The sequence below is a fragment of the Acidovorax facilis genome, from assembly GCF_023913775.1.
In the GTDB taxonomy this organism is placed as follows: Bacteria; Pseudomonadota; Gammaproteobacteria; order Burkholderiales; family Burkholderiaceae_C; genus Acidovorax; species Acidovorax facilis.
The window spans coordinates 193,224-216,158 of the sequence record NZ_JAMXAX010000001.1 but is presented as its reverse complement, the minus strand read 5'-3'; the positions used below and the strand labels follow the sequence as shown (position 1 = coordinate 216,158).

Genomic DNA, 22,935 nt, shown 5'->3' with positions numbered 1-22,935 from the left:
GGCGTACACGGCGGCACGGCTGCATAGGTAAATGGCCGGGTCAATCAGTTGTGTCGGGTAGGCGAAACGCTATGCATTTAATAGCTTTTAGCGCTTTATGGATAAGCGCTAGAGGCCGAAAACACTCAAAATCTGCGGCAATCCCGGTGGTGGAGAAACGCCCCTCGGATTTACGATGGGCAGCTAAGGCCCCAATAAGGAATGAACCCATGGTGAAACGACGCACAGTGCTCCTCGGCGGCGCCGCAACAGCGGGCGCGCTGGTCATTGGCTGGGGCGTGATGCCGCCGCGCCAGCGCCTGCACCCGTCCGACCCGCTGCCGCAGACCCGCGGACAGGCCGCGTTGAACGGCTGGGTCAAAGTGGGGGCCGACAACACCGTGACGGTGATGATGGCCAAGTCCGAAATGGGCCAGGGCGCACACACGGGCCTGGCCGCCATCCTGGCCGAAGAGCTGGACGCCGACTGGGCGCAGGTGCGGCTGGAGATGACGCCCATCGACGATATCTACAACAACCTCGCCACGGTGGTGGACGGCCTGCCCTTTCACCCCGACAACGATGGCTCGATGAAGGCCGTGGCCGGCTGGCTGACTGCCAAGACGATGCGCGAGGTGGGCGTGATGATGACGGGCGGATCGAGCAGCATCAAGGACCTGTGGCTGCCCATGCGCGAAGCTGGCGCCCATGCGCGTGCGATGCTGATCCGCGCTGCCGCTGCGCAGTGGGGCGTGCAAGCGACCGAGTGCACGGCCAACGCAGGCTGGGTGGAACACACCGCAGGGCAGCGCGCCACCTTTGGCGAGCTGGCGGCAATGGCCGCGCAGCAGCCCATGCCGGGCAAGGTCACGCTGAAAGAGCCCGCGCAGTTCAAGCTGATCGGCAAGCCGCTCACGCGCATCGAGGCGCCGTCCAAACTCGACGGCACGGCCGTGTTCGGCATCGACGCCAACCCGCCCGGCCTGCTGCACGCCAGCCTGGTGATGTGCCCCACGCGCGGCGGCAAGGTGGCCCGCTTTGATGCAGCCGCCGCCCAGAAACTGCCCGGCGTGAAACACGTGCTCGAAGTGGCGCCCTACCACGGCGGCACGGGCGGCGTGGCCGTGATTGCCGACACGCCGTGGCACGCCAAAAAGGCCGCCGCCGCAGTCACCGTGGAATGGGACCACGGCCCCGCCGCCACCTTGTCGAGCGAAACCGTGATGGCGCGACTGGCCCAGGCGCTGGACCAGGCCAAAGGCTTTGGCTACCACAGCGCGGGCGATGTGGACGCGGCCATGCAAGGCGCTGCGACCACCATCACCGCCGACTACCGCGCGCCCTACCTGGCCCACGCCGCGCTGGAGCCGATCAACTGCACGGTGCAATTCAAAGACGGCGCTGCCACCGTGTGGACATCCACCCAGGTGCCGGGCCTGGCGCGCCGCGCGGCGGCCAAGGCGCTAGGCATCGACGACGAGAAAGTGACCGTGCACCAGCTGCTGCTGGGCGGTGGCTTTGGCCGCCGACTGGAGGCCGACTACGTGGCCCAGGCCGCCGCCATAGCCAAGGTGGCCGGCGGCGCACCCGTGCAGACGCTGTGGAGCCGCGAGCAGGACACGCAGCACGACTTCTACCGTCCTGCGTGTCTGGCGCGCTCCAAGGCTGGGTTTGATGCACAGGGCCAGCTGGTGGCCTGGCACAACATCTCGGTCGGCCAAGCCATCGTGCCGCAGGTGCTGGTGCGCACCTTTGGCCTCGCAGGCGCGGGGCCGGACAAGACCACGTCCGAAGGCGCGTTCGACCAGCCCTACGAATGGCCCCATGCGCGCATTGCGCACGAGATCGTCGACCTGCCGCTGCCGGTGGGCTTCTGGCGCTCGGTCGGGCACTCGCACCAGGCGTTTTTCAAGGAAAGTTTTGTGGACGAGGCCGCAGCAGCGGCCAAGCAGGACCCGGTGGCGTTTCGCGCCGCACTGCTGCAAAAGCACCTGCGCCATCTGAAGGTGCTGCAAAAGGCGGCCGAGCTGGCGGACTGGGGAAAACCGCTGGCACCGGGTGCAGCGGGCGAGAAGCGTGCGCGCGGCGTGGCATTGCACCAGTCGTTCGGCTCCATCGTGGCGCAGGTGGCCGAAGTGTCGGTGGGGGCGGACAAGGCCATACGCGTGCACCGCGTGGTGTGTGTTGTCGACTGCGGCGCGGCCATCAACCCCAACCTGATTGCGCAGCAGATGGAAAGCGGCGTGGTGTTTGGGCTCACGGCGGCGCTGTATGGCGAGATCACGTTGAAGGACGGACAGGTGCAGCAGAGCAATTTTCACGACGTGCCACTGCTGCGCATGGCCGACTGCCCGCAGGTGGAGACCCACATCATCGACAGCGCCGAACCGCCCGAGGGCGTGGGCGAGCCCGGCGTGCCGCCCATTGCGCCTGCGGTGGCGAATGCGCTGTTCGCCCTGACTGGCCAGCGCCTGCGCGCCCTGCCTCTGAAACTTGCCTGACTGGATTGAAACCATGCCTACCACCTTGCGCATCAACGGCAAAGCCATCTCCGTCAACGCCGAACCCGACACGCCCCTGCTGTGGGTGCTGCGCGGCGAACTGCACATGAACGGCACCAAGTTTGGCTGCGGCATGGCGCTGTGCGGCGCCTGCACCGTGCACCTGAACGGCGAACCCGTGCGCGCATGCATCACGCCCCTGTCGGCCGTGGGCGATGCCGATATCACCACCATTGAAGGCCTGCAAGGCCCCGAGGCCACGGCCCTGCGCACCGCATGGACGGTGCTGGATGTGGCGCAGTGCGGCTACTGCCAGAGCGGGCAGCTGATGTCGGCCTGCGCGCTGCTCAAGAAAACCCCGAAGCCCAGCGATGCGGACATTGATGCTGCGATGGGTGGCAATGCGTGCCGCTGCGGGACGTATCCGCGAATACGGGCGGCGATTCATCGGGCCGCTGAGGGGCGGGGTTGATTTTTGGTTTCGCTCGCTGATCTGAGCTGCATGCCTACTTGAAGGGCAGAGGCCGGGGTGTGCGCCCGGCGGCGCAGTAACTTTCTCTTGCGTCGCCGAGAGGGTGTAGAAGAAATCTATTTCAACCGCCCCAGCAGCATCCGCGCCTGCGCCAGCCACACCCATGCCTGCGCATAGAACGGCTTGCGATCATGGTGCATCACAAGCCTTCGGTTACGCTCCAGCCATGCATGGGTGCGCTCCACCACCCAACGCTTCTTGGGCATGGCCACCGGCTGCTCTTCGCTCCACAACGATTGCTGAGCGTCATCCCAACGGTGACGGCCACTGTTGCGCACTATCTGCACCTGCACCCGGTGCACCTTTTCGATCTCCTGAGCACATTGCCCGGCATATGCACTGTCGGCCCACAACACCTTCAACGACCCGCCTGTGCGTGCGCACGCCTGTGCCACTGCTTGCCCAGCCGCTGCGCGGTCCGGTACAGCGGCGCTGGTGACCACCACCGCCAGCAGCAATCCCAGCGTATCCACGACCAGATGGCGCTTGCGCCCTTGAACCTTCTTGCCCGCATCAAAGCCCAGCGTTCCGCCCTGAGGGCAGCCACGGTTGGATTGGGAGTCGATCACGGCTTCACTGGGCTGCTCTGCGCGCTCCACACGTTGACGCCACTGCTGGCGCAGACGCTCGTGCAGCGCTTCAAACTTGCCTTGACGGGCCCAGCGTACAAAGGCTTTTTGCACCGACTGCCAGGGAGGATAGATCTGGGTGGGCAGGTTGCGCCAGGACGAGCCGGTGCGCAGCACGTAGCAGCACGCTTCAACCACGCTGCGTCGAGAGTACGTTGCAGGCCGACCTCGCGCGCCGGGCTCTGGTTCGAACAAGTCCTGGGCCAGTGCCCATTCAGCGTCTGTGAGGGCAAGGGCCATGCCCGAGTCGCTGCTGGGGCGATGCAGGGCGGTGTAGCCGTAGCGGGTGCCAGGCTGCTGGGGGTTGGCGCGTGCCAGTTGCTGCTTGGGTCGTGTCCGCTGTAACCCAGCGGCCTTGAGCGCTGCACGCAGGGTCACTGTGCTGGGGGCGTTGCGGCCCATGCGTTCGCCCCAGACCAGGGCCAACTCCGGCAGTGTCGCCTGGGGGTTGTCGCGCACTACCTCACGCAAGGCTGCGTACTCCCCAGTGGATATCACGGGCGGTCGGCCTGTCTTTGCCATTGCATTGCTCCTGCTTGGTCAGTGCGACAGGATTTTAATTTATTTCTTCTACACCCTCTTGGCGAAGCAAAGAAAAGTGAGTCGCCTGCCGGGGCGACAACCCGGCCTCCGCACTCAACACAAGCACACCGCCCCCAAACACACCAAAACCCCAACCCAGTTAGAGTATCGACCTCGCGCAACCCCTGGCCCGCCCAGGCCTCTTCAGCCTCCCTCCCCATGTCCAACCTCGTCGTCCACGGCGGCACCCCGCTGCGGGGCCGCATCATTCCTTCTGCCAACAAGAACGCGGTGCTGCCCGTGCTGTGCGCCACGCTGCTCACCAACGAGCCGCTGCGCCTGCTGGGCGTGCCCGACATCACCGACGTGCGCAAGATCCTCGACATCTTTCGCACGCTGGGCAGCGATGTGCAGATGGACCACGCCACCGGCACGCTGGACCTGCACCACCACGCCACCACGTTCGACGCGGCCCACCACCGCCTGCCCGAGGAGATGCGCTCCTCCATCATGCTGGTGCCGCCGCTGCTGGCGCGCTTTGGCGTGGCGCGGCTGGAGGACAACGTCAAGGGCTGCACCCTGGGTGTGCGCGAGATCGACCCGCATGTGGAGGTCTTCCACCGCTTTGGTGGCCGCGTGGAGCGGGCCGAGGGCTCGCTGCTGATCCGCTGCGAAGGCCGCCTACAGGCCAACCACCACTGGCTGGACTACGCATCGGTCACCACCACCGAGAACTTTGTGCTGTGCGCCGCCACGGCCGAGGGCACGTCGGTGCTGACCAATGCCGCGTCGGAGCCGCATGTGCAGGAGTTCTGCCGGTTCATGGCGCTGATCGGCGTGCGCATCGAGGGCATGGGCACCTCGCGCATCACGGTCCATGGCGGCACGCAGCTGCGCGGTGGCGAGTTTCGCTTTGACGAAGATTTTCACGAGATCACGACCTTCCTCGCGCTGGGTGCAATCACCGGCGGCGACGTGGTGGTGAAGAACAGTGCGCCCGAGAACTTCCCGCTCATCGACCGCACGTTTGCCAAGTTCGGCGTCACCATCACACACGAAGACGGCTGGTCGCGCGCGCACTGCGCGGGCCCGCTCAAGGTGCAGACGCCGTTCACCAGCAACGTGCTGACCAAGGTGGAGGCCGCGCCCTGGCCGTATTTTCCGGTGGACCTGCTGCCCATCTTCATCGCCCTCGGTGTGCGGGCACAGGGCAATGCGCTGTTCTGGAACAAGGTGTACGACGGCGCCCTGGGCTGGGCGGGCGAGCTGTCGAAGTTTGGCGCGCATGTGTTCCAGTCCGACCCGCACCGGCTGGTGACCTTTGGCGGCAACCCGCTGACGCCTGCGGTGGTGGAGAGCCCCTACATCATCCGCGTGGCGATTGCGCTCTTCATGGTGGCGGCGAGCACCCCCGGGCGCTCGGAGATCCGCAACGCCACACCCATCCGCCGCGCCCACCCGCACTTCGTGGAGAACCTGCGCAGCCTGGGCGTGCAGGTGGAGTGGACGAGCGAGGAGTGAGGAGCGGACGGTGCTCAGGCGGTGACAACGCCGTCTGCGTCTGCGTCTTCGTCCGGCTCGATGAGTACATGGACCGCAGGGGCCCCACCCTGCTGCACATCGGCGCAGTACACGGCGTTGCGCCCCGTGCCCTTGGCGCGGTACAGGGCCTTATCGGCACGGTTGACCAGCTCTTCAAAGCCGATGCCCGAGCCCTTGTGCATCGTGGCCACACCGATGCTCACGGTGACCGAAGCGCTCGCACCCTGCTCATTCACGGGCACGCTCAACGCGGCCACATCGTGGCGCAGTGATTCGGCCACACGCAAGGCGCTGACGCCATCGGTTTCGGGCAATACGATCACAAACTCCTCGCCCCCGAACCGCGCCACGATGTCCACACCGCTGCGCTTGCGCGCCGCGCAGGCCTGGGCCACGGCGCAGATCACGCGGTCTCCCGCAAGGTGCCCCCAGGCGTCGTTGACCGTCTTGAACAGGTCAATATCAACCACCAGCAGGGACAGCGGGTGGTCAAAACGCTCGGTGCGTTTGCATTCGTTCGCGCCCAGTTCCATCAGCGTGCGCCGGTTGGCCAGGCCCGTCAGCGAGTCATTGGCGGCCAGCAGCTCCAGCGCGGTATTGAGCTCTTGCAGCAGCTTGTTCTGCTCCAGCAGCTGCTGGTTGATCTGCGCAATCTCGTCTTCCTTCTGCTTGCGGTCATGGATGTTGAAGGTGACACCTATCAGCCGCTTGCCGGGGGTGGCGCTGCTGCGGTCCATGATGCGGCCGTAGTTGGCAAACCAGATCCACTCTCCCGCCTTGGAGCGCAGCCGGAACTCGGCACGGTACTGCGGCGTGATGCCCGCCACGTGGTCGGCTACCGCCTGCTTGACCTTGTCCAGGTCGCCAGGGTGGAACAGGCCAAAGATGTCCTGCACGCCCGTCACGATTTCGTCCTGGGTAAAACCCAGCTCCTCAAAGGTCTTGCTGGCCTTGTGGGTGACCTGGCCGCTGACCAGGTCGTTCTCCCACAGGTCCAGCCCGGCGGCCTCCAGCACCAGCTCCAGCCGCTCCTTGTTCAGGTCTGCTTCATCACCCATGGCGGCAAAAACCCTTGATTCTTCAGGCCGACGGCATGGCCCCGGCGTAACCCATATTGCGCAGCAAACCGGCAAACGACGCCACCACACCCGGGGTGTTGTAAAGCTGGGGCGCTGTCTGTACGGCGATCACGCTGACCATCTGGCCCGTGCTTTTTCCCGTGGTGGGATCGAAGTACAGGGCCAGGTCGTCGCTGGCGTTGGAGAAGCCGCGGCCCGTGCTTTCTGAGTAGTAGCAGATGGAGTCGGGGGCGATGACATCGGGCGCCACGCTCGCAGACGAGTACATCATGAGGTTCTCGTTCAGGTTGTACAGATAGTGCGTCTCGGTGCTCAGGCTCGGGTCCCGTGTGTTGTCCAGGCGGATGATGCCCGAATCCAGCGACGCGCTGGAGGTGGACTGCGTGACCGAGGTGATGAAAAAATTGGTCACCACCGCGCCAGCTGGGCGGCCGGTGATCATGGTGATCACGTCCGCCACGGCAGCAGTGGCGGGCGGCGTGGCGGCCTGCAGCAGAAACTGCCCCAGCCCCCGCGCCTGCTCCAGCGTGCCCGGAATGTAGCTGCCCGACAACGCAAAGCCGTTGCCCGCGTTGGAGGGCCACATGGCAATGCCCGAATACCCCCCAAACCCGGCCACCACGCCACCCGCCAGGGTCTCCACGCGCGCTGCGGTAGAAGCACCCAGCACGGCGGATTCCAGATCCACCAGCGTAGAGGCGTCGCTGGCCAGCGCAGCGGGGCACGGCGCCAGCTGCACACCGCCGGTGAAGGTGGTCTGGGGAAGCTCGGGCACGGCACGGCCGGCGCCATCGCCGTTGACCACCCAGACCGCGCCCTGCGACATGGCCGCGCCAATGAGCGGCACCAGCGAGTTGATGGGCCCGATCTCCACGGGGATCAAGGCGCCCAGCAGGGCACCGGTACTGGCCTCCATCACGGCCACGGTGTTGCTGACCGAGTTTTGCACCGCCGCCAGAGTGAGGCTGTCGGCCGCATCGGGCGAGCCCATGATGGCGAGCACACAGGCGTTGGTGGCGCCGTCGTAGTCCTGCACCGTGACCGTGCCGCTCCAGCCCTGACCAGCCAGCTCCTGAAGGATCGAACAAGCGTCGTGGTAGCTGCCGCCCCCTCCGCTGGCCAGCACGGCAGCACCCGCCGCGATCGACTGGAAATCGGCCAACCCATAGTTATAGACAACACCCATCTGGCGCCCCTCTCTTTTGGTATGGAAGGCACGATACGCCTGCCCGGTTGGTTGTCAATCCGCTGCATCCCATGCGGGGCCAGGGCACCAACGTGGTATGACCCGGATCAAGGGCACGCAAGTTCTGCGCCCAAGAACCGCACGGCCAATACCCACAGCAGAGCGCACCAGGGCGGAAAGCACTCTGGCCTCGCGGTGCGCCATCGCCTATGCTCTGTCTGCGTTGCAGTTTTGTTGTTGTTTTTCCTGGCAGATGCCTACCCACACCATGAGCCTCACCGATAAATCCCCCGTCTACGGCACCGAAGATCTGCTGATCAGCCTGTGCAACTCCGTCACCCGGGTCTTGAACGTGGCCACCCACAGCCAGATCCACTACTCCGGCATGGTGCAGCGCATCAGCAAGACGTGCCTGAAGCCCGACATCGGCTGTTTTGTGCTGTTCGATGGCGGCTTCTCGGGCCTGGTCATCATCAACTTCTCGGCCCAGGCCGCGATGGAGCTGTATGCCAACTACCTGCTGAACATGGGCATGTCCAAGGACGATCTGGTCAGCTCCTACACGTCGGACGAAGTGAGCAACGTGATGGGCGAGCTGATGAACCAGGTGGTGGGCGACTTCACCGGCAAGGTGCGCCGCGAGCTGCAGACCCACATCACCCAGAACCAGCCCAAGATGCTGGTGCTGAACAAGCAGGTGATGCTGAGCGTGGACGCCAACCTGGACAAGCCCGAAGCCCGGCGTGTGACCTTCTACACCAGCAACAACAACATCTTCTACCTGGAACTGGCCATCGACCGCACCGAGTTCATCAAGCTCTACGACTTCGAGGCGCAGGAAGTGCCGGATGCCGACGCGCTGATGGCCCAGTCGCAAGAAGCCCCTCCCGTGCCCGCGCCGCCGCCTGCGGGGCAGGACGACACAGACGCGCTGCTGAAGTCGCTGGGGATGTAGTTGATTCAAAAATAATAGCTATAAGCGCTTGTCAAATAAGTGCTATGGCCGTTTTTTGACCCAACTAGTCCACTGAAACCGAGAAATCGGCTGTGCGCCGAGGTGGCAGCGGGTGCAGCGCAAGGCGCGGGCTGCGGCCAAGGCTGACCGCCTTGGCAAAGTCCGCAACGTCGCGATGCGCCTGCTGCCAGACCCTCACACACAGCCGATTTCTCGGTTTCAGTGGACTAGGGCTATCACTCCCTTCAGAAGACATGCGGGGCATGCGTCCTACACCCGCCCCCGCGCAACACTGACCGGGGCCGCCGGGCCAGGGCCTAAGCTGAAACGCTCATCACCCTGCCACTCGAAGGAGCCCACCATGCCACGCGGAACCTGGAGCGCCAAACGCGAGCGCCAGTACGAACACATCAAGGACAGCCTGCTGGAACGCGGCAAGGACGAAGACACGGCCGAGGAAATCGCGGCCCGCACGGTCAACAAGGAACGCGCACAGCACGGCGAAAGTAAAACCGCAACCCCCCAGACCCTGCATGCCACACCTGCGCCCGTGCGCGGAGGCAGGAACTCGCACCGTGGCCCGCAGGGGCGCACCCGGGATCAGCTCTACGAAGACGCCAAACGGCAGGGGATCAAGGGGCGCTCAAAAATGAACAAGCAAGAGCTGGAGAAGGCTGTGGGCCGCTGACGCGCGGCCTACGGCGGTCACACTGGCTCTTCAAAATTCATAGCTACCAGCGCTTTAGCAACAAGCGCTAGCGGCCAAAAACACCAAAAATCTATCCCTCAAACTGCGGGTGCAGCTGCCGGATGCGGTTCATCGCCATCGCCGCCGCCGCAGTGCGCGTCTCCACCCCCAGCTTGGCGAACACGCGCTCCAAGTGTTTCTTCACCGTGGCGGGGCTCGCGCCCAGGATGTCGCCGATGTCGCGGTTGATCTTGCCCTTGACCACCCAGTACAGCACCTCGGCCTCGCGCGCGGTGAGCTTGAAGGACAGGCTCATGGATTCGATGATCTTCGCGTCCGACACCTCGCGCATCACGATGAGCCAGTCGCCGCCGCCGGCGCTGTCCCCCGCCTGCTGGTGCAGGCGGAAGGTGAGGCGGCGCGCGCCCTGTTCCACCGCCAGACGTGGCGGTTCGGCCAGCGATGCGGCCAGCAGCTCGGCGGCGTTGTCGGCCAGCACATGGCGGCGCAGCCAGGCCTGCACCGGCTCGGGCGCCCATTGGCCAAAGGCGGTGGGCGTGCCATCGGGGCTCACTTCGCCAAAGTAGCTTTGCAGCAGCTCGCGCGCCAGCGGGGTTTGCCAGACGATGCGGCCGTCCGACGCACGCACGGTGATGCTGGCGTAGCCAAACGCATCGAGCGCGTTGCGCGCCTCGCGGGCCTGGCGGGCGTCCTGCCGGGCCTTGCGGGCTGCGCCCAGGTGCACGCCCATGCGCGCCATCACCTCGCGGGGCTTGATGGGCTTGGTGACGTAGTCCACGCCACCCGCCTCCAGCGCGGCCACGAGGTGCTCGGTCTCGGTCAGGCCGGTCATGAAGATGATGGGGATGTGCGCCGTGGCGGGCGATGCCTTCAGGCGCCGCGCCACTTCAAAACCGTCCATGCCGGGCATCATGGCGTCGAGCAGCACAATGTCGGGCAGGGCCTGCGCGGCACGCTGCAAGGCCGCCTCGCCATGCGTGGCGACCAGCACGGTGTAGCCCGATTCATCCAGCGCGTCGTGCAGCACGGCCAGGTTGTCGGGCACGTCGTCCACGATCAGCACCACGTCGCTGTCGGTGCGGTCCAGCGCTGCACCGGGCGCTGCAGACGCGTGCAAGGAAGATGGGTTGGCGGTGGTCATCACGAGGGTGCCTGCTCCAGGATCTGGCCCATGGCATCGAACTGGAACTGCTTGGCCAGCTGCCGCATGGTGCCCACAAAAGCGCTGTGCGCGGGCTGGCTGCGTTCAATGTCGTCCAGCGTGTTGAGGATGCCACGGTAGTAGCCCAGCGCCACCGCCTGGGCCAAGGCGGCAAGGGCGGTGGTGTCGGGGTATGTGAGGGGCGCATCCGCTGCCGCAGGCAAGGCGGGGGTCATATCGGCTTCGCCGTATTGCCACTGCAACCCCAAACGGCGCTCCAGCCAGTCGAGCAGCTCGCTGTGGCGCACGGGCTTGACGATGAAGTCTTCGGGGCTGATCTCCACGTCATTGTCCAGCGCCTTGTCGAAGGCATTGGCGGAGACGATGGCGCAATGGATTGACCCCCACGCTCCGCACTGCGTGTCGTCGCTGCCCCCCGAGGGGGCTCCGTCCGGCTTGGGGCGGCCCGTCGCCGAACGAACATCCGCCAACCGCATCTGCCGCACGCGCCGCAGCGTCTCCCATCCATCAATGCCCGGCATGGCCAGGTCCATGAAGATGGCGTGCGGCCGGTAGCCGGTGGCCAGCAGGTCCAGCGCATCGTGGCCGCTGGCCGCCTGGCGCAGCTCAAAGCCCAGGGGTTCGAGCAGTTGCACCAGCAGTTCGCGGTCAGGCTCTTCGTTGTCCACGACCAGGATGCGGCGGCGCTCGCCGGCATACCCTCTGCGCGCGCGCTGGGCTCGCACAGCCACAGGCGCCGCCGCCTTGCCCAGCGCATCCCCATGCACCTCGGGCAGAAACAGCTTGACGTGGAACACCGAGCCCACGCCTGGGGTGCTGCTCACCGTCAGCTCGCCGCCCATGAGCGCGGTGAGCATCTTGGCAATGGTCAGGCCCAGGCCTGCGCCCGGCGCGGCCGCGGTGTTGCCACCGCCCGAGCCGCCGCGCGCAAAGGGCTCGAAGATGCGCTCGATCTCCTCGGACGTGAGGCCTGGTCCGGTGTCCTGCACCTCGATGCGCGCCATTTCGCGTGCATAGCGCACGCGCAGCGTGACGGTGCCGTGCGCGGTGAATTTGACGGCGTTGCCCAGCAGGTTGATGAGGATCTGGCGCAGGCGCTTTTCGTCGGCACGCACCACTTCCGGAATCACGCCCAGCACATCAAACTGGAAGGCCAGGCCCTTGGCCGCGGCCTGCAGTTCAAACAGGCTGGCCATCTCGTGCAGGCCATCGGCAAAACGCATGGGCGTCACGTCCAGCGTGAGCTTGCCGGATTCGATGCGCGCAATATCGAGCGTGCCCTCGATGAGCGAGAGCAGGTGCTCGCCGCCCCGGCGGATCACATGCACCGCCTGCTTGCGGTGCGGGGGCACGCCCGCGTCCTCGCCCATGAGCTGCGCGTAGCCCAGGATGGAGTTGAGCGGCGTGCGGATCTCGTGGCTGATGGCGCTGATGTAGCGGCTCTTGGCGTGGTTGGCCTGATCGGCAGCACGCTTGGCTTCTTCGGCCACCTGGCGCGCCTGCTCGGCCACGCTGCGCGCGGTCTGCAGGGCCTCGTCGGTCTGGCGGTGCAGCTCGATCTCGCGCACCAATAGGCCCGTCTGCCGGTTGGATTCCTCCTGCGCCACCTGGCGGCTTTTGTGCGCCAGCACCAGCCACCAGGCCACGATGCCCGAAATGACCAGCAGTGCAAGATAGGCCTTGAGCAGGCCCGAGCGCAGCGCCACTTCGGGTGCCGCCATCACCTCGGTGTCAGTGGCCGCCTGGGCGATGGTGTTCAGCTCCTGGTGGTACAGCAGCCCCATCACCGAGGCCAGCAGCGGCGCTATCACCAGCATCAGCAGCAGGAAGTGACCCAGGCCCGTGTCCAGGTAGCGCCACATGGCGCGCGGCAGCACCCAGCGCAGCGCGGCCGACCACTGCACCGCCATGCTCGCGTGGGGTTTGCACAGGTCGCCGCAGCGCGCATCGAGCGTGCAGCACAGCGAGCAGATAGCCCCCCGGTAAGCAGGGCACTGGGCCATGTCCGGGGCTTCGTACTCGCGCTCGCAGATCACGCAGCGCTGCACGGTGTAGCGCACATAGCTGCCCAGGTCAGCACCTTGTTTGCCGCTGACCGGACCGTGCATGGGCACCGCCACCACATCGGTCACCGCAGTGGGATCGGGCTGGCGCGCAATGTAGTAGCGCCCTCCAGTGGCCCAGGCAATGAGCGGTGCGGTGACAAAGGCCACCGCCATCGCAATCACCGCCGAGAACGCCTGCGGCAGCGGTCCGAACAGGCCCAGGTGCGCGCTGATGGACAGGATGGACGCGAGCGCCATCGAGCCCACGCCCACTGGATTGATGTCGTACAGGTGCGCGCGCTTGAACTCGATGCCCTTGGGCGACAGACCCAGCGGCTTGTTGATGACGAGGTCGGCCACCACCGACATGATCCAGGCGATGGCGATGTTGGAGTACAGCCCCAGCACCTCGCCCATGGCGCGGAACACGTTCATCTCCATCAGCATGAAGGCGATGAGGGTGTTGAACACCACCCACACCACACGCCCCGGGTGGCTGTGGGTAAGGCGCGAGAAGAAGTTCGACCACGCCAGCGAGCCTGCGTAGGCGTTGGTCACATTGATCTTGAGCTGCGAGACCACCACAAACAACGCCGTGGCCGCCACCGCCCAGCCGTAGTGGGGGAACACGTATTCATACGCGGCCAGGTACATCTGGTTGGGGTCCACCGCACGCTCGGCAGGCACCATGTGCGTGAGCGCCAGATAAGCCAGCAGCGCGCCGCCCAGCATCTTGAGCACGCCCAGCACCACCCAGCCCGGCCCGCCCACCAGCACGCCCAGCCACCAGCGCCCACGTGTGGCGGGGGTGGATGCGGGCATGAAGCGCAGGTAGTCGGCCTGCTCCCCCATCTGGGTAATGAGCGCAATACCGACCGTGAGCGCCGCACCAAACAAGGGCAACTGGAATGTGGCGCCCCGCATTGATTCACCACCATAGTGCACGATGCCAGAAAACGCACCAGGATCGCGCACGATCACATACACAAACGGCACCACCAGCATCACCAGCCACAGCGGCTGTGTCCACACCTGCAGGCGGCTGATGGCCGACACGCCATGCGTGACCAGTGGAATCACCACAATGGCGCAGATGAGGTAACCCCAGGTGGGCGGGATGTCGAGCGCCAGCTCCAGCGCGTAGGCCATCACGGCGGCCTCCAGCGCGAAGAAGATGAAGGTGAAGCTCGCGTAGATCAGCGAGGTGAGCGTGGAGCCGATGTAGCCAAACCCCGCGCCGCGCGTGAGCAGGTCCATGTCCACCCCATAGCGCGCCGCATACACGCTGATGGGCAGCCCCGCCAGGAAGATGATGAGCCCCGTGGCCACGATGGCCCAGAAGGCATTGATGAAGCCGTACTGCACCAGCAGCGTGGCGCCCACGGCTTCCAGGATCAGGAAGGAGGCCGCGCCAAACGCGGTGTTGGCCACCCGCCATTCAGACCATTTGCGAAAGCGCTGGGGGGTGTAGCGCAGTGCGTAGTCCTCCATGGTCTCGGTGGCGACCCAGCTGTTGTAGTCGCGCCGGACCTTGACCACCTGTTGCGGGGCCTGCTGGGGTTCATGTGCAGCCATGCCCGGCTCTGTCGGCTGCAACGGTGCGGCGTCAGCGGGGGCGATAGAGGCGGCGTGAGGAGGCATGGGCAATGGCGGCGTTAACCCCTTCCGGTGCAGTTTCCATGCCACTGCCAACCCACATGAGCACAGCCCCTGCGCCAGATGACGTATGGCGGGCACGGGGCTTGCTGCCTAAGATGGGCTTGCTTCCACTAGATCACCCGGTACACCATGGAACTCACCCCTCGCGCTCGGCCGCGCCGCGGCCGCGCGAGCTAACGACCCCAGCAATGAGTGAAACGAAATGGAATTAACTCCTCGCGAAAAAGACAAGCTGCTGATCTTTACCGCCGCCCTGCTGGCCGAGCGCCGCAAGGCCCGGGGCCTGAAGCTCAACTACCCCGAAGCCATGGCCCTGATCAGCGCCGCTGTGATGGAAGGCGCGCGCGACGGCAAGACCGTGGCGCAATTGATGAGCGAGGGCCGCACCGTGCTCACCCGCGCGGACGTGATGGACGGCATCGCCGAGATGATTCCTGACATCCAGGTCGAGGCCACCTTCCCCGACGGCACGAAGCTCGTCACCGTCCATCAGCCGATCGTCTGACCCCCTTTCTCTCTGTCCCTCGTTCTCTCTGTGGAGCCCCCATGCGCATCGCACTCTCACACCGCCACACAGCCGCTCTCCTTTTCATAGCTGCCAGCGCAATCAGCACGTGCGCCAACGCCCATACAGGCGCTGAATCCCACATCCACAACAGTTTCTTCAGCGGCCTTGCCCACCCCCTGTTCGGCCTGGACCATCTGGCCGCCATGGTGGCCGTGGGCCTGTGGAGCGCCCTGGCCGCGCGCAGTGCAGGACGCGAACTGCTGTGGGGCCCCGTCGGTTTTGCAGCCATGCTGCTGGCGGGCGCGGTGATGGGCCTGCAAGGTGTGGCACTGCCTGCGGTGGAGCCGATGATTGCTGCGTCGCTGCTGGTCACAGGCCTGCTGGTCGTGTCGCGCCTGCGCGTGCCCGGACTGCTGGCGGCGCTGGGTGTGGGCGTGTTCGCTGTCTTCCACGGCGTGGCCCATGGCTACGAGTTGGCAGGCAGCGACAGCGCCTGGCAAACATTGGCGGGCATGCTGACCGCCACCGTGCTGCTGCATGGCACGGGCCTCGCGGCGGGCTGGGCACTGCGCCACCGCCATGTGTGGCTGGCGCGCGCCGCAGGTGCGGGCGTGGCAGTGTTCGGTGGTGCGCTGCTCGCGCAAATGGCCTGACCCGTTGACCCACCAGGAGCACGCAATGATCCCAGGCGAACTCTTCACCGAACCCGGTGAACACCTGCTCAACACCGGCCGCCGCACCCTCACACTGGTGGTGCGCAACACCGGCGACCGACCCATCCAGGTCGGTTCGCACTACCACTTTGCCGAAACCAACAACGCCCTGGGCTTTGACCGCGCGGCTGCGCGCGGCATGCGGCTGAACATTGCGTCGGGCACCGCCGTGCGCTTTGAGCCCGGCCAGGAGCGCACCGTGGAGCTGGTGGATTACGCCGGCGACCGCCGCGTGTTCGGCTTTCAGGGCCTCACGCAGGGTGCGCTGTAGCACTGGGCCACCAAGATTTTAGCCAAATTGGCTTCTAGCGCTTTATGGATAAGCGCTAGCAGCTATTAAAACAATAGTATTTATCGCCCACCGGAAAGCGGAGCACCCCACCATGGCAACCATTGGACGACGCGCCTACGCCGAAATGTTTGGCCCCACGGTGGGCGACCGCGTGCGCCTGGCCGATACGGAACTCATCCTCGAAGTCGAGGCCGATCACACGCTGCGCGCAGGCAGCTATGGCGAAGAGGTGAAGTTTGGCGGCGGCAAGACCATCCGCGACGGCATGGCACAAAGCCAGCGCAGCAACGCCCAGGGGGCGGTGGACACGGTGCTGACCAATGCCCTCGTGGTGGACCACACCGGCATCTTCAAGGCCGACATCGGCTTGCGCGCAGGCCGCATCGCATCCATCGGCAAAGCCGGCAACCCCGACACGCAGCCCGGCGTGGACATCATCATCGGCCCCGGCACCGAGGTCATCAGCTGCGAGAGCAACATCGTCACCGCAGGCGGCATCGACAGCCACATCCACTTCATCTGCCCGCAGCAGATCGAGGAAGCCCTGGCCAGCGGCGTGACCACCATGCTGGGCGGCGGCACCGGCCCCGCCACGGGCACGCTGGCCACCACCTGCACCTCAGGCCCCTTCAACATGGAGCGCATGCTGCAGGCGGCCGACGCTTTCCCGATGAACCTGGGCTTTCTCGGCAAAGGCAACGCCAGCCTGCCCGATGCCCTGCATGAGCAGATCAACGCAGGCGCCATCGGCCTCAAGCTGCACGAAGACTGGGGCACCACGCCGTCGGCCATCAGCAACTGCCTGGACGTGGCCGAAGAAACCGACACGCAGGTGGCCATCCACAGCGACACGCTCAACGAATCGGGCTTTGTGGAGAACACCATTGCCGCCGTGGGTGGGCGCGGCATCTGCGCCTTCCACACCGAAGGCGCGGGGGGAGGACACGCACCGGACATCCTGCGCGTGGTGGGCGAGGACAACTTCCTGCCCAGCTCCACCAACCCCACCATGCCGTACACGCACAACACGCTCGACGAGCACGTGGACATGCTCATGGTGTGCCACCACCTCGATGCCAGCATTGCCGAAGACCTGGCCTTTGCCGAAAGCCGCATCCGCAAGGAGACGATTGCCGCGGAAGACATCCTGCACGACCTGGGCGCCATCAGCATGATGTCCAGCGACAGCCAGGCCATGGGCCGCGTGGGCGAAGTCATCCTGCGCACCTGGCAAACCGCGCACAAGATGAAGGTGCAGCGCGGCAGCCTGCAAGGTGACACCGCCCGCAACGACAACACGCGCATCAAGCGCTACGTGGCCAAGTACACCATCAACCCCGCCATTGCGCACGGCATCAGCCATGAAGTGGGTTCGCTCGAAGTGGGCAAATGGGCCGACATCGTCATCTGGAAGCCCGCATTCTTCGGCGTGAAGCCCGCGCTGATCCTGAAGGGCGGCCTGATCGCCATGGCGGCGATGGGTGACCCGAACGCCTCCATCCCCACGCCCCAGCCCGTGCACTACCGGCCGATGTTTGGCGCGTTTGGCGGAGCGATTGCCAAGACCTCCCTCACCTTTGTCTCGCAGGCGGGTTTGGCGGCGGGCATCGGTGAGCGCTTCGGCCTGCGCAAAACGCTGAGCGCCGTGCGCAACATCCGGGGCGTGCGCAAACAGCACATGGTGCACAACAGCTACACCCCAAAGATGGAAATCGACGCGCAGACTTATTCGGTACGCGCTGATGGGCAGCTGCTCACTTGCGAGCCCGCCACCGTGCTGCCCATGGCGCAGCGCTACTTTTTGTTCTGAGGCCCACGTCCCATGAGCGCCGTATTGCAAGACCTGATGATCCGCCTGGACGACCTGAGCGACCCGCGCATTGAAGCCTTCATGCAAGAGCACCTGGTGGACATGCGCGCCGTTTCACCGCCTGAAAGCGTGCACGCGCTGGACATGGACCAGCTGCGCCAGCCGAACATCGCGTTCTGGTCTGCCTGGCTGACCGGAGCGGATGGCGACATGCTGGTGGGCACGGGCGCGCTCAAGCGGCTCGATGCAGGCCACGCTGAACTCAAATCCATGCGCACCAGCACCCGCCATCGCGGCCAGGGCATTGCGCGCCAGCTGCTGAACCATTTGCTGCAAGAGGCCCGCGCACGCGGCTTTGCCCGCGTGAGCCTGGAGACCGGTACGCAACCCTTCTTCGAACCCGCGCGGCAGCTCTACCTGCAGAAAGGCTTCGTCGAATGCGGCCCTTTTGCCGACTACTGCCTCGACCCTTACAGCTTCTTCATGACCCGTACGCTGTAAACAAACGCGCTGCCCAGGGTTGAGCCCCTGGCACACAATGCGCGTTTGCCCGCTGCAACAAAGAGTCTCCATGATCCAAGCCTCCAAACTGATCCCCCAAGGCAAGAGCCTTGCGCCCGTACTGGTCAAGCGCGCCACCACCATCGAGCTGGACTGGGACGTGCGCCAGAAAAGCCGCTTTGCCGCCACCGACTCTGCCGGGCGCGAGCTGGGCATCTTCCTGCCGCGCGGCACGCTGGTGCGCGGCGGTGACGTGCTGGTGGCCGAAGACGGCTCCATGGTCCGCGTCATCGCCGCACCGCAGCCCGTGCTGGTCATCACGCACTGCACACAGCACGGCACCCCCTTCGACCTGACCCGCGCCGCCTACCACTTGGGCAACCGGCACGTGCCTATCGAGCTGCAGCCCGACCACCTCAAGATCGAACCCGACCACGTGCTGGCCGACATGCTGCACGCGATGCACCTGATCGTGACCGAGCAGAACTTGCCCTTTGAACCCGAAGGCGGGGCCTATGCGGCGGGACACGGTGGCGGGCACCACCACCATGGTGGGCATGACCATGGACATGACCATGGGCACGATCACAGCCATGATCACAGCCACGCAGCAGCAAACACCGCAGCCCCAGGCCCCGGGCGCACCGTGTCCATCCCCGTGGTGGCCCAGGGTCATGTGCACGGCCCCCACTGCAACCACGACCACTGACTCCCCGCTCCATGCGCCTGGACCGCCCCGCGCCCCTGCCCGCCGCCAGCTTCCTGCAGCTGATGTGGCTCGCCTCCCCCGCGCTGCCCGTGGGCGGGTTCTCGTATTCCGAAGGGCTGGAAAGCGCCATTGAAAACGCGGGCCTCGCCAGCGAAACCGCCGTGGGCGACTGGCTGCTTGACCAGTTGCACATCACGCAGGCGCGCGGCGACATGGCCCTCATCGCCAAAGCCGTGGGCGCCTGGCGCCGCGCCGACTGGGACCATGTTCGCGAACTCAACAACTGGGTGCTGCACACCCGCGAAACCAGCGAACTGCGCCTACAGACCGAGCAAATGGGCCGCTCGATGGCCGACTGGCTGCGCAACCAGCACCAGGGTGACGAAGAGTCCCTGTCCACCATCCGCCACCTGGCCGCCCTGCCCCCCACGTACCCCGTGGCATTTGCACTGGCCGCCTCCACCACCCAGGCGCCCGTGCGCGATGTTCTGCTGGCCTACGCCTTCGGCTGGGCCGAAAACATGGTGCAGGCCGCGCTCAAGTCCATGCAGCTGGGTCAGAGCGCAGGCCAGCGCATCCTGGCGCGCTTGGCCGACGCCATTCCCCCTGCGGCAGACCACGCCATCGGCCTCATGGACAGCAAGCGCCAGGCCTTTTCGCCCATGCTCGCCATCCTGTCGGCACAGCACGAAACCCAATACTCCCGCCTCTTCCGATCATGACCACCAGCACCCTGCACCACATCCCGAACCGCACCAAACCACTGCCCCCTTTGCGCGTCGGCATCGGCGGCCCCGTGGGCTCCGGCAAGACCACGCTGCTGGAAATGCTGTGCAAGACCATGCGCGATGAATACGACCTCATCGCCATCACCAACGACATCTACACCAAGGAAGACCAGCGCCTGCTGACAGTGAGCGGTGCCCTGCCCGCCGAACGCATCCTGGGCGTGGAAACCGGCGGCTGCCCCCACACCGCCATCCGCGAAGATTGCTCCATCAACCTCGAAGCCATCGACCGCATGTTGGGCGAGTTCCCCAACGCCGACATCGTGTTTGTAGAAAGCGGCGGCGACAACCTGGCCGCCACCTTCAGCCCTGAGCTCTCGGACCTCACCATCTACGTGATCGACGTGGCCGCCGGCGAGAAAATCCCCCGCAAAGGCGGCCCCGGCATCACCAAGAGCGATCTGTTCATCATCAACAAGACCGACTTGGCCCCCCACGTGGGCGCCAACCTGGACGTGATGCACGCCGATACCACCCGCATGCGCACCAACGCCCAGGGCCTCAAGCCGTTTGTGATGACCAATCTCAAAACCCTGGCAGGCGTGGCCGATGTGGTGAAGTTCATCGAGACCCGGGGCATGCTGAAAAAATCAGCACCCGCAGTCGGCTAGAATTCGCGCCTTCCCTCCCGGAGACTTGGGTGAGTGGTTTAAACCAGCAGTCTTGAAAACTGCCGACGGGCAACCGTCCGTGAGTTCGAATCTCACAGTCTCCGCCAAAACATCCTGCACAACGGGCCTTCACGGCCCGTTGTGCTTTGTGCGCCACCCCCTTCCCGCCGTCAGTGGCGGCCTTCGGGCAAGCCAGAAGCATGGGGCGAAATGGGTGTCAGATCTTCTGGTCGGCACACCTCATCACTGCCAGCCAATCGGACCCACAGGCCCGTTCTTCGGATGATGACGTAGTCCACGCTGACACGTCGGCCCTTGTAGATGAATTGCGCCCCGGGCTTGTACAGAATCATTCTGGTTTTGTAATCAAAAGCGGTGGCCCCACGATGACACCCCACCTGGCTGTGAATGATGCAGCCCCCTAGCGCAACGTGCAGAGGATGGAGTCAAAGAACCCAGTATTCACCTGCTCATTCATGACAAGTCCCATGTCTTGCGGTTAGCGGTGCAGGCACTGGCAGGACGGGAAACGGGCAAAAAAAAGCCCGCTGGGTGCGGGCTGAACACTTGCTTGTGCAAGCGGGAGGGATGTCGACGGGGTATCGACGGACAAATAATAGGCCGCCCCGTGACCGAGGTGTGTAGGACATCTTCGACTTTCTGAAGGACGTCTTCCAGGCCCGCTGACCCGGCGCGTACACGCTGAACGGTCACGCACCATAAATCCGCACACAACCGCGCCCAGAGGCTTTCGCCAGGTACATCGCGGAATCGGCCTTGCGCAGCAGCTCTTCGGCGTTCGTGGCGTCGGCGGACGACATCACGATGCCTACAGAGGCTCCGATCTGGATGAAATGCGATTCAATCTCCGTCGGCTGGGCAATGGCCTGCACCAGGCGCTCGCCCAGCCGAAGAGCGCTGTCGCGGTCAGAGACGCCACGCTGCAGCAGGGCAAATTCGTCGCCCCCCAGCCGCGCCACCACGTCGTTTTCGCGCGCCGCCTGGGCGAGCTGCCGGGCCACCCACGCCAGCAATTGGTCGCCCACAGCATGTCCGAAGCGGTCGTTGATGGGCTTGAAGCCGTCCAGGTCCACATACAACACGGCAAAGCCCTGGCCCTGGCGCCGCGCATCGGGCACCGCCGCCTGAAGGGTTTGCAGGAAGGCCGAGCGGTTCAGCAACCCCGTGAGTCCATCGTGTTCGGCAACATGCCGTATGCGGTGCTCGGCCTGTTTGCGCTGCGTCACGTCGGTGAAGGTGCGCAGCGCACCTCCACCTTTGATGGGCACGGTCTGGACCTCCAGGATGCGCCCGTCGGGCCGGGGGCGGTCATAGACCTGCTGCTGATCGACCCCGCCGTCACTGTTCAGCAGCATGTCTTGGATCTCTTGCGAGGCCCCGTCAAACTCGCCCCGTGCGCGCAGGTAGGCCAGTACATTCACCAGCGAGGGCTTGGAGGCCATCAGTTCGACGGGCAAATCCAGCAGCTCTAGCGCGCGACGATTGCACAGCTCCACAATGCCCGTGGCACTGATCTTGGCCACGCCCTGGTCCATGTTTTCCAACGTGGCCTCCAGCAGGATGGACTTCTCACGCAGTTGTGCCTCGCTGTCGCGGGCACTGCGCTCTGCCTGGGCAAGCCGACGTTGCTGGCGCTTGAACTCGGTGATATCCACATGTGCATAGAACACGGTCCCGTCCAAGCCCTGCTTGGCGATCACGCGGCTCCAGCGGTTGCGGGGCAAGGGCACCTCAAACGGTGCGCCTGCAAACCGCATGTGTTCGTGCAGGATGGTGAGCCCCTCGTAAAAGGGCGCCATGTCACCCGGCCCATCCGCAGCCCAGGCCCCCCGGTAAATGTCCTCAAAGCTCAGGCCCGTTGCAGCGGCGCGATCAACAAGGCTGTACATCTGCATGAACGGCTCGTTGACCCATTGAATGCGCTGGTCCTCCCCACAGATCATCAAGCCATCGGGAATGCGGTCAAAAAGCTCTGTGCTTTCCACCATGGGGCTGCGCGGATAGCCGGGCTCGTGGATGTTGACATCGCCCACCTTCTCCAGCTTTTCCTGTTCTTGTGGACTTTGGACCGCCTCTGCACGCCAGACCCGCACGCGCCCTACACCGGCGATCGGCAACGACGATACGTGGACCCGCAGGCCCCGGTGCTCAAAGCTGTAGGGGCGCGTCTGTGCACGGTGCCGCTCCACGCCTGCCGCGATGTAGCGGTCGATATTGGGCAGCTCCTGCGCATCCAGCCGCTCGGTGTAAAAGCGCCGCAGATTGGCGTGGTAGGGCTCGCCCACGTAGACATGCCCCTCATGCTCCGGGAAGAACTTGAAGAACGTACGGTTCCATGCGAGCGTGCAATCGTTTTCGTCAAACGCGCACAAGGCGACGTCCAGACCATCCAGGGTGTCGCCGAGAGAGTGGATGAGGCTGAAGATGGGATCGTCGGACATGGTGGTTCGGGGATGCACAAACTCGGTTGCCAGAAGCCCGT

The 22,935-nt window shown here is 65.2% G+C and carries 20 protein-coding genes and 1 tRNA gene; 14 read left to right on the top strand and 7 right to left on the bottom strand.

What is annotated here, in order from left to right:
• Positions 1-209: 209 nt before the first annotated feature.
• Both NFX52_RS01065 and NFX52_RS01060 read left to right on the top strand, forming a co-directional pair.
• On the top strand, positions 210-2,480 hold the full coding sequence (locus tag NFX52_RS01065) for a xanthine dehydrogenase family protein molybdopterin-binding subunit (protein WP_055398997.1): 2,271 nt from the start codon (positions 210-212) through the stop codon (positions 2,478-2,480).
• Positions 2,481-2,493: 13 nt separating this feature from the next.
• Complete coding sequence (locus NFX52_RS01060) at positions 2,494-2,952, top strand: (2Fe-2S)-binding protein (protein WP_055398999.1); 459 nt, start codon at positions 2,494-2,496, stop codon at positions 2,950-2,952.
• Between the two features lie 116 nt (positions 2,953-3,068).
• Here the strand turns inward: NFX52_RS01060 and NFX52_RS01055 are convergent, their stop codons facing one another.
• The gene (locus NFX52_RS01055) at positions 3,069-4,163 is read right to left on the bottom strand and encodes an IS5 family transposase (RefSeq protein WP_082437487.1); all 1,095 of its coding nucleotides are present in this window, start codon (positions 4,161-4,163) and stop codon (positions 3,069-3,071) included.
• A 219-nt stretch (positions 4,164-4,382) separates the two neighbouring features.
• Between NFX52_RS01055 and NFX52_RS01050 the strand changes: the two genes are divergently transcribed.
• On the top strand, positions 4,383-5,684 hold the full coding sequence (locus NFX52_RS01050) for a UDP-N-acetylglucosamine 1-carboxyvinyltransferase (protein ID WP_055399001.1): 1,302 nt from the start codon (positions 4,383-4,385) through the stop codon (positions 5,682-5,684).
• 14 nt (positions 5,685-5,698) lie between these two features.
• On the opposite strand, the gene NFX52_RS01045 is transcribed toward NFX52_RS01050, so the two are convergent.
• Both NFX52_RS01045 and NFX52_RS01040 read right to left on the bottom strand, forming a co-directional pair.
• Positions 5,699-6,763 (bottom strand): sensor domain-containing diguanylate cyclase, encoded by a 1,065-nt coding sequence (locus tag NFX52_RS01045; RefSeq protein WP_055399003.1) that lies wholly within the window; start codon positions 6,761-6,763, stop codon positions 5,699-5,701.
• A gap of 22 nt (positions 6,764-6,785) precedes the next feature.
• Positions 6,786-7,970 (bottom strand): S-methyl thiohydantoin desulfurase domain-containing protein, encoded by a 1,185-nt coding sequence (locus NFX52_RS01040; RefSeq protein ID WP_055399005.1) that lies wholly within the window; start codon positions 7,968-7,970, stop codon positions 6,786-6,788.
• Positions 7,971-8,238: 268 nt separating this feature from the next.
• Here NFX52_RS01040 and NFX52_RS01035 point away from each other — a divergent pair, with 268 nt between their 5' ends.
• Both NFX52_RS01035 and NFX52_RS01030 read left to right on the top strand, forming a co-directional pair.
• Positions 8,239-8,925, top strand: coding sequence for a DUF3334 family protein (locus tag NFX52_RS01035; RefSeq protein WP_055399351.1), 687 nt, complete (start codon positions 8,239-8,241; stop codon positions 8,923-8,925).
• 361 nt (positions 8,926-9,286) lie between these two features.
• Positions 9,287-9,613, top strand: coding sequence for a hypothetical protein (locus NFX52_RS01030; protein ID WP_055399007.1), 327 nt, complete (start codon positions 9,287-9,289; stop codon positions 9,611-9,613).
• A gap of 91 nt (positions 9,614-9,704) precedes the next feature.
• Here NFX52_RS01030 and NFX52_RS01025 read toward each other — a convergent pair whose 3' ends face one another.
• Together NFX52_RS01025 and NFX52_RS01020 are read right to left on the bottom strand one after the other, a co-directional pair.
• The gene (locus NFX52_RS01025) at positions 9,705-10,775 is read right to left on the bottom strand and encodes a response regulator (protein WP_055399009.1); all 1,071 of its coding nucleotides are present in this window, start codon (positions 10,773-10,775) and stop codon (positions 9,705-9,707) included.
• Entirely contained in the window at positions 10,775-14,416 is a 3,642-nt protein-coding gene (locus NFX52_RS01020; RefSeq protein WP_238385644.1) for a hybrid sensor histidine kinase/response regulator, read from the bottom strand. Before NFX52_RS01020 ends, NFX52_RS01025 begins: the two co-directional genes overlap by 1 nt.
• Positions 14,417-14,702: 286 nt before the next feature.
• Between NFX52_RS01020 and NFX52_RS01015 the strand changes: the two genes are divergently transcribed.
• From NFX52_RS01015 to NFX52_RS00975, 9 genes are all read left to right on the top strand, one after another.
• Positions 14,703-15,005 carry an urease subunit gamma gene (locus tag NFX52_RS01015; RefSeq protein ID WP_055399013.1) on the top strand — a complete coding sequence of 101 codons (303 nt, stop codon included), beginning with the start codon at positions 14,703-14,705 and terminating at the stop codon, positions 15,003-15,005.
• Between the two features lie 41 nt (positions 15,006-15,046).
• Positions 15,047-15,661 (top strand): HupE/UreJ family protein, encoded by a 615-nt coding sequence (locus NFX52_RS01010; RefSeq protein ID WP_055399015.1) that lies wholly within the window; start codon positions 15,047-15,049, stop codon positions 15,659-15,661.
• A gap of 25 nt (positions 15,662-15,686) precedes the next feature.
• Entirely contained in the window at positions 15,687-15,992 is a 306-nt protein-coding gene (locus NFX52_RS01005) for an urease subunit beta (protein ID WP_055399016.1), read from the top strand.
• 112 nt (positions 15,993-16,104) lie between these two features.
• Positions 16,105-17,823, top strand: coding sequence for an urease subunit alpha (ureC, locus tag NFX52_RS01000; RefSeq protein WP_055399018.1), 1,719 nt, complete (start codon positions 16,105-16,107; stop codon positions 17,821-17,823).
• Positions 17,824-17,835: 12 nt separating this feature from the next.
• The gene (locus tag NFX52_RS00995; RefSeq protein WP_055399020.1) at positions 17,836-18,324 is read left to right on the top strand and encodes a GNAT family N-acetyltransferase; all 489 of its coding nucleotides are present in this window, start codon (positions 17,836-17,838) and stop codon (positions 18,322-18,324) included.
• A 70-nt stretch (positions 18,325-18,394) separates the two neighbouring features.
• Positions 18,395-19,033, top strand: a complete 639-nt coding sequence (ureE, locus tag NFX52_RS00990) for an urease accessory protein UreE (RefSeq protein WP_055399022.1) — start codon at positions 18,395-18,397, stop codon at positions 19,031-19,033.
• A gap of 11 nt (positions 19,034-19,044) precedes the next feature.
• Positions 19,045-19,755: an urease accessory protein UreF gene (locus NFX52_RS00985; RefSeq protein WP_055399024.1), complete on the top strand. Its 711-nt coding sequence runs from the start codon at positions 19,045-19,047 to the stop codon at positions 19,753-19,755.
• Complete coding sequence (gene ureG, locus NFX52_RS00980) at positions 19,752-20,432, top strand: urease accessory protein UreG (RefSeq protein WP_055399026.1); 681 nt, start codon at positions 19,752-19,754, stop codon at positions 20,430-20,432. Before NFX52_RS00985 ends, ureG begins: the two co-directional genes overlap by 4 nt.
• Before the next feature lie 19 nt (positions 20,433-20,451).
• A tRNA-Ser gene (locus tag NFX52_RS00975) sits at positions 20,452-20,539 on the top strand.
• 63 nt (positions 20,540-20,602) lie between these two features.
• On the opposite strand, the gene NFX52_RS00970 is transcribed toward NFX52_RS00975, so the two are convergent.
• Together NFX52_RS00970 and NFX52_RS00965 are read right to left on the bottom strand one after the other, a co-directional pair.
• Entirely contained in the window at positions 20,603-20,785 is a 183-nt protein-coding gene (locus tag NFX52_RS00970; RefSeq protein ID WP_082437488.1) for a hypothetical protein, read from the bottom strand.
• 357 nt (positions 20,786-21,142) lie between these two features.
• The gene (locus NFX52_RS00965; protein ID WP_055399028.1) at positions 21,143-22,894 is read right to left on the bottom strand and encodes a GGDEF domain-containing protein; all 1,752 of its coding nucleotides are present in this window, start codon (positions 22,892-22,894) and stop codon (positions 21,143-21,145) included.
• Positions 22,895-22,935: the final 41 nt, after the last annotated feature.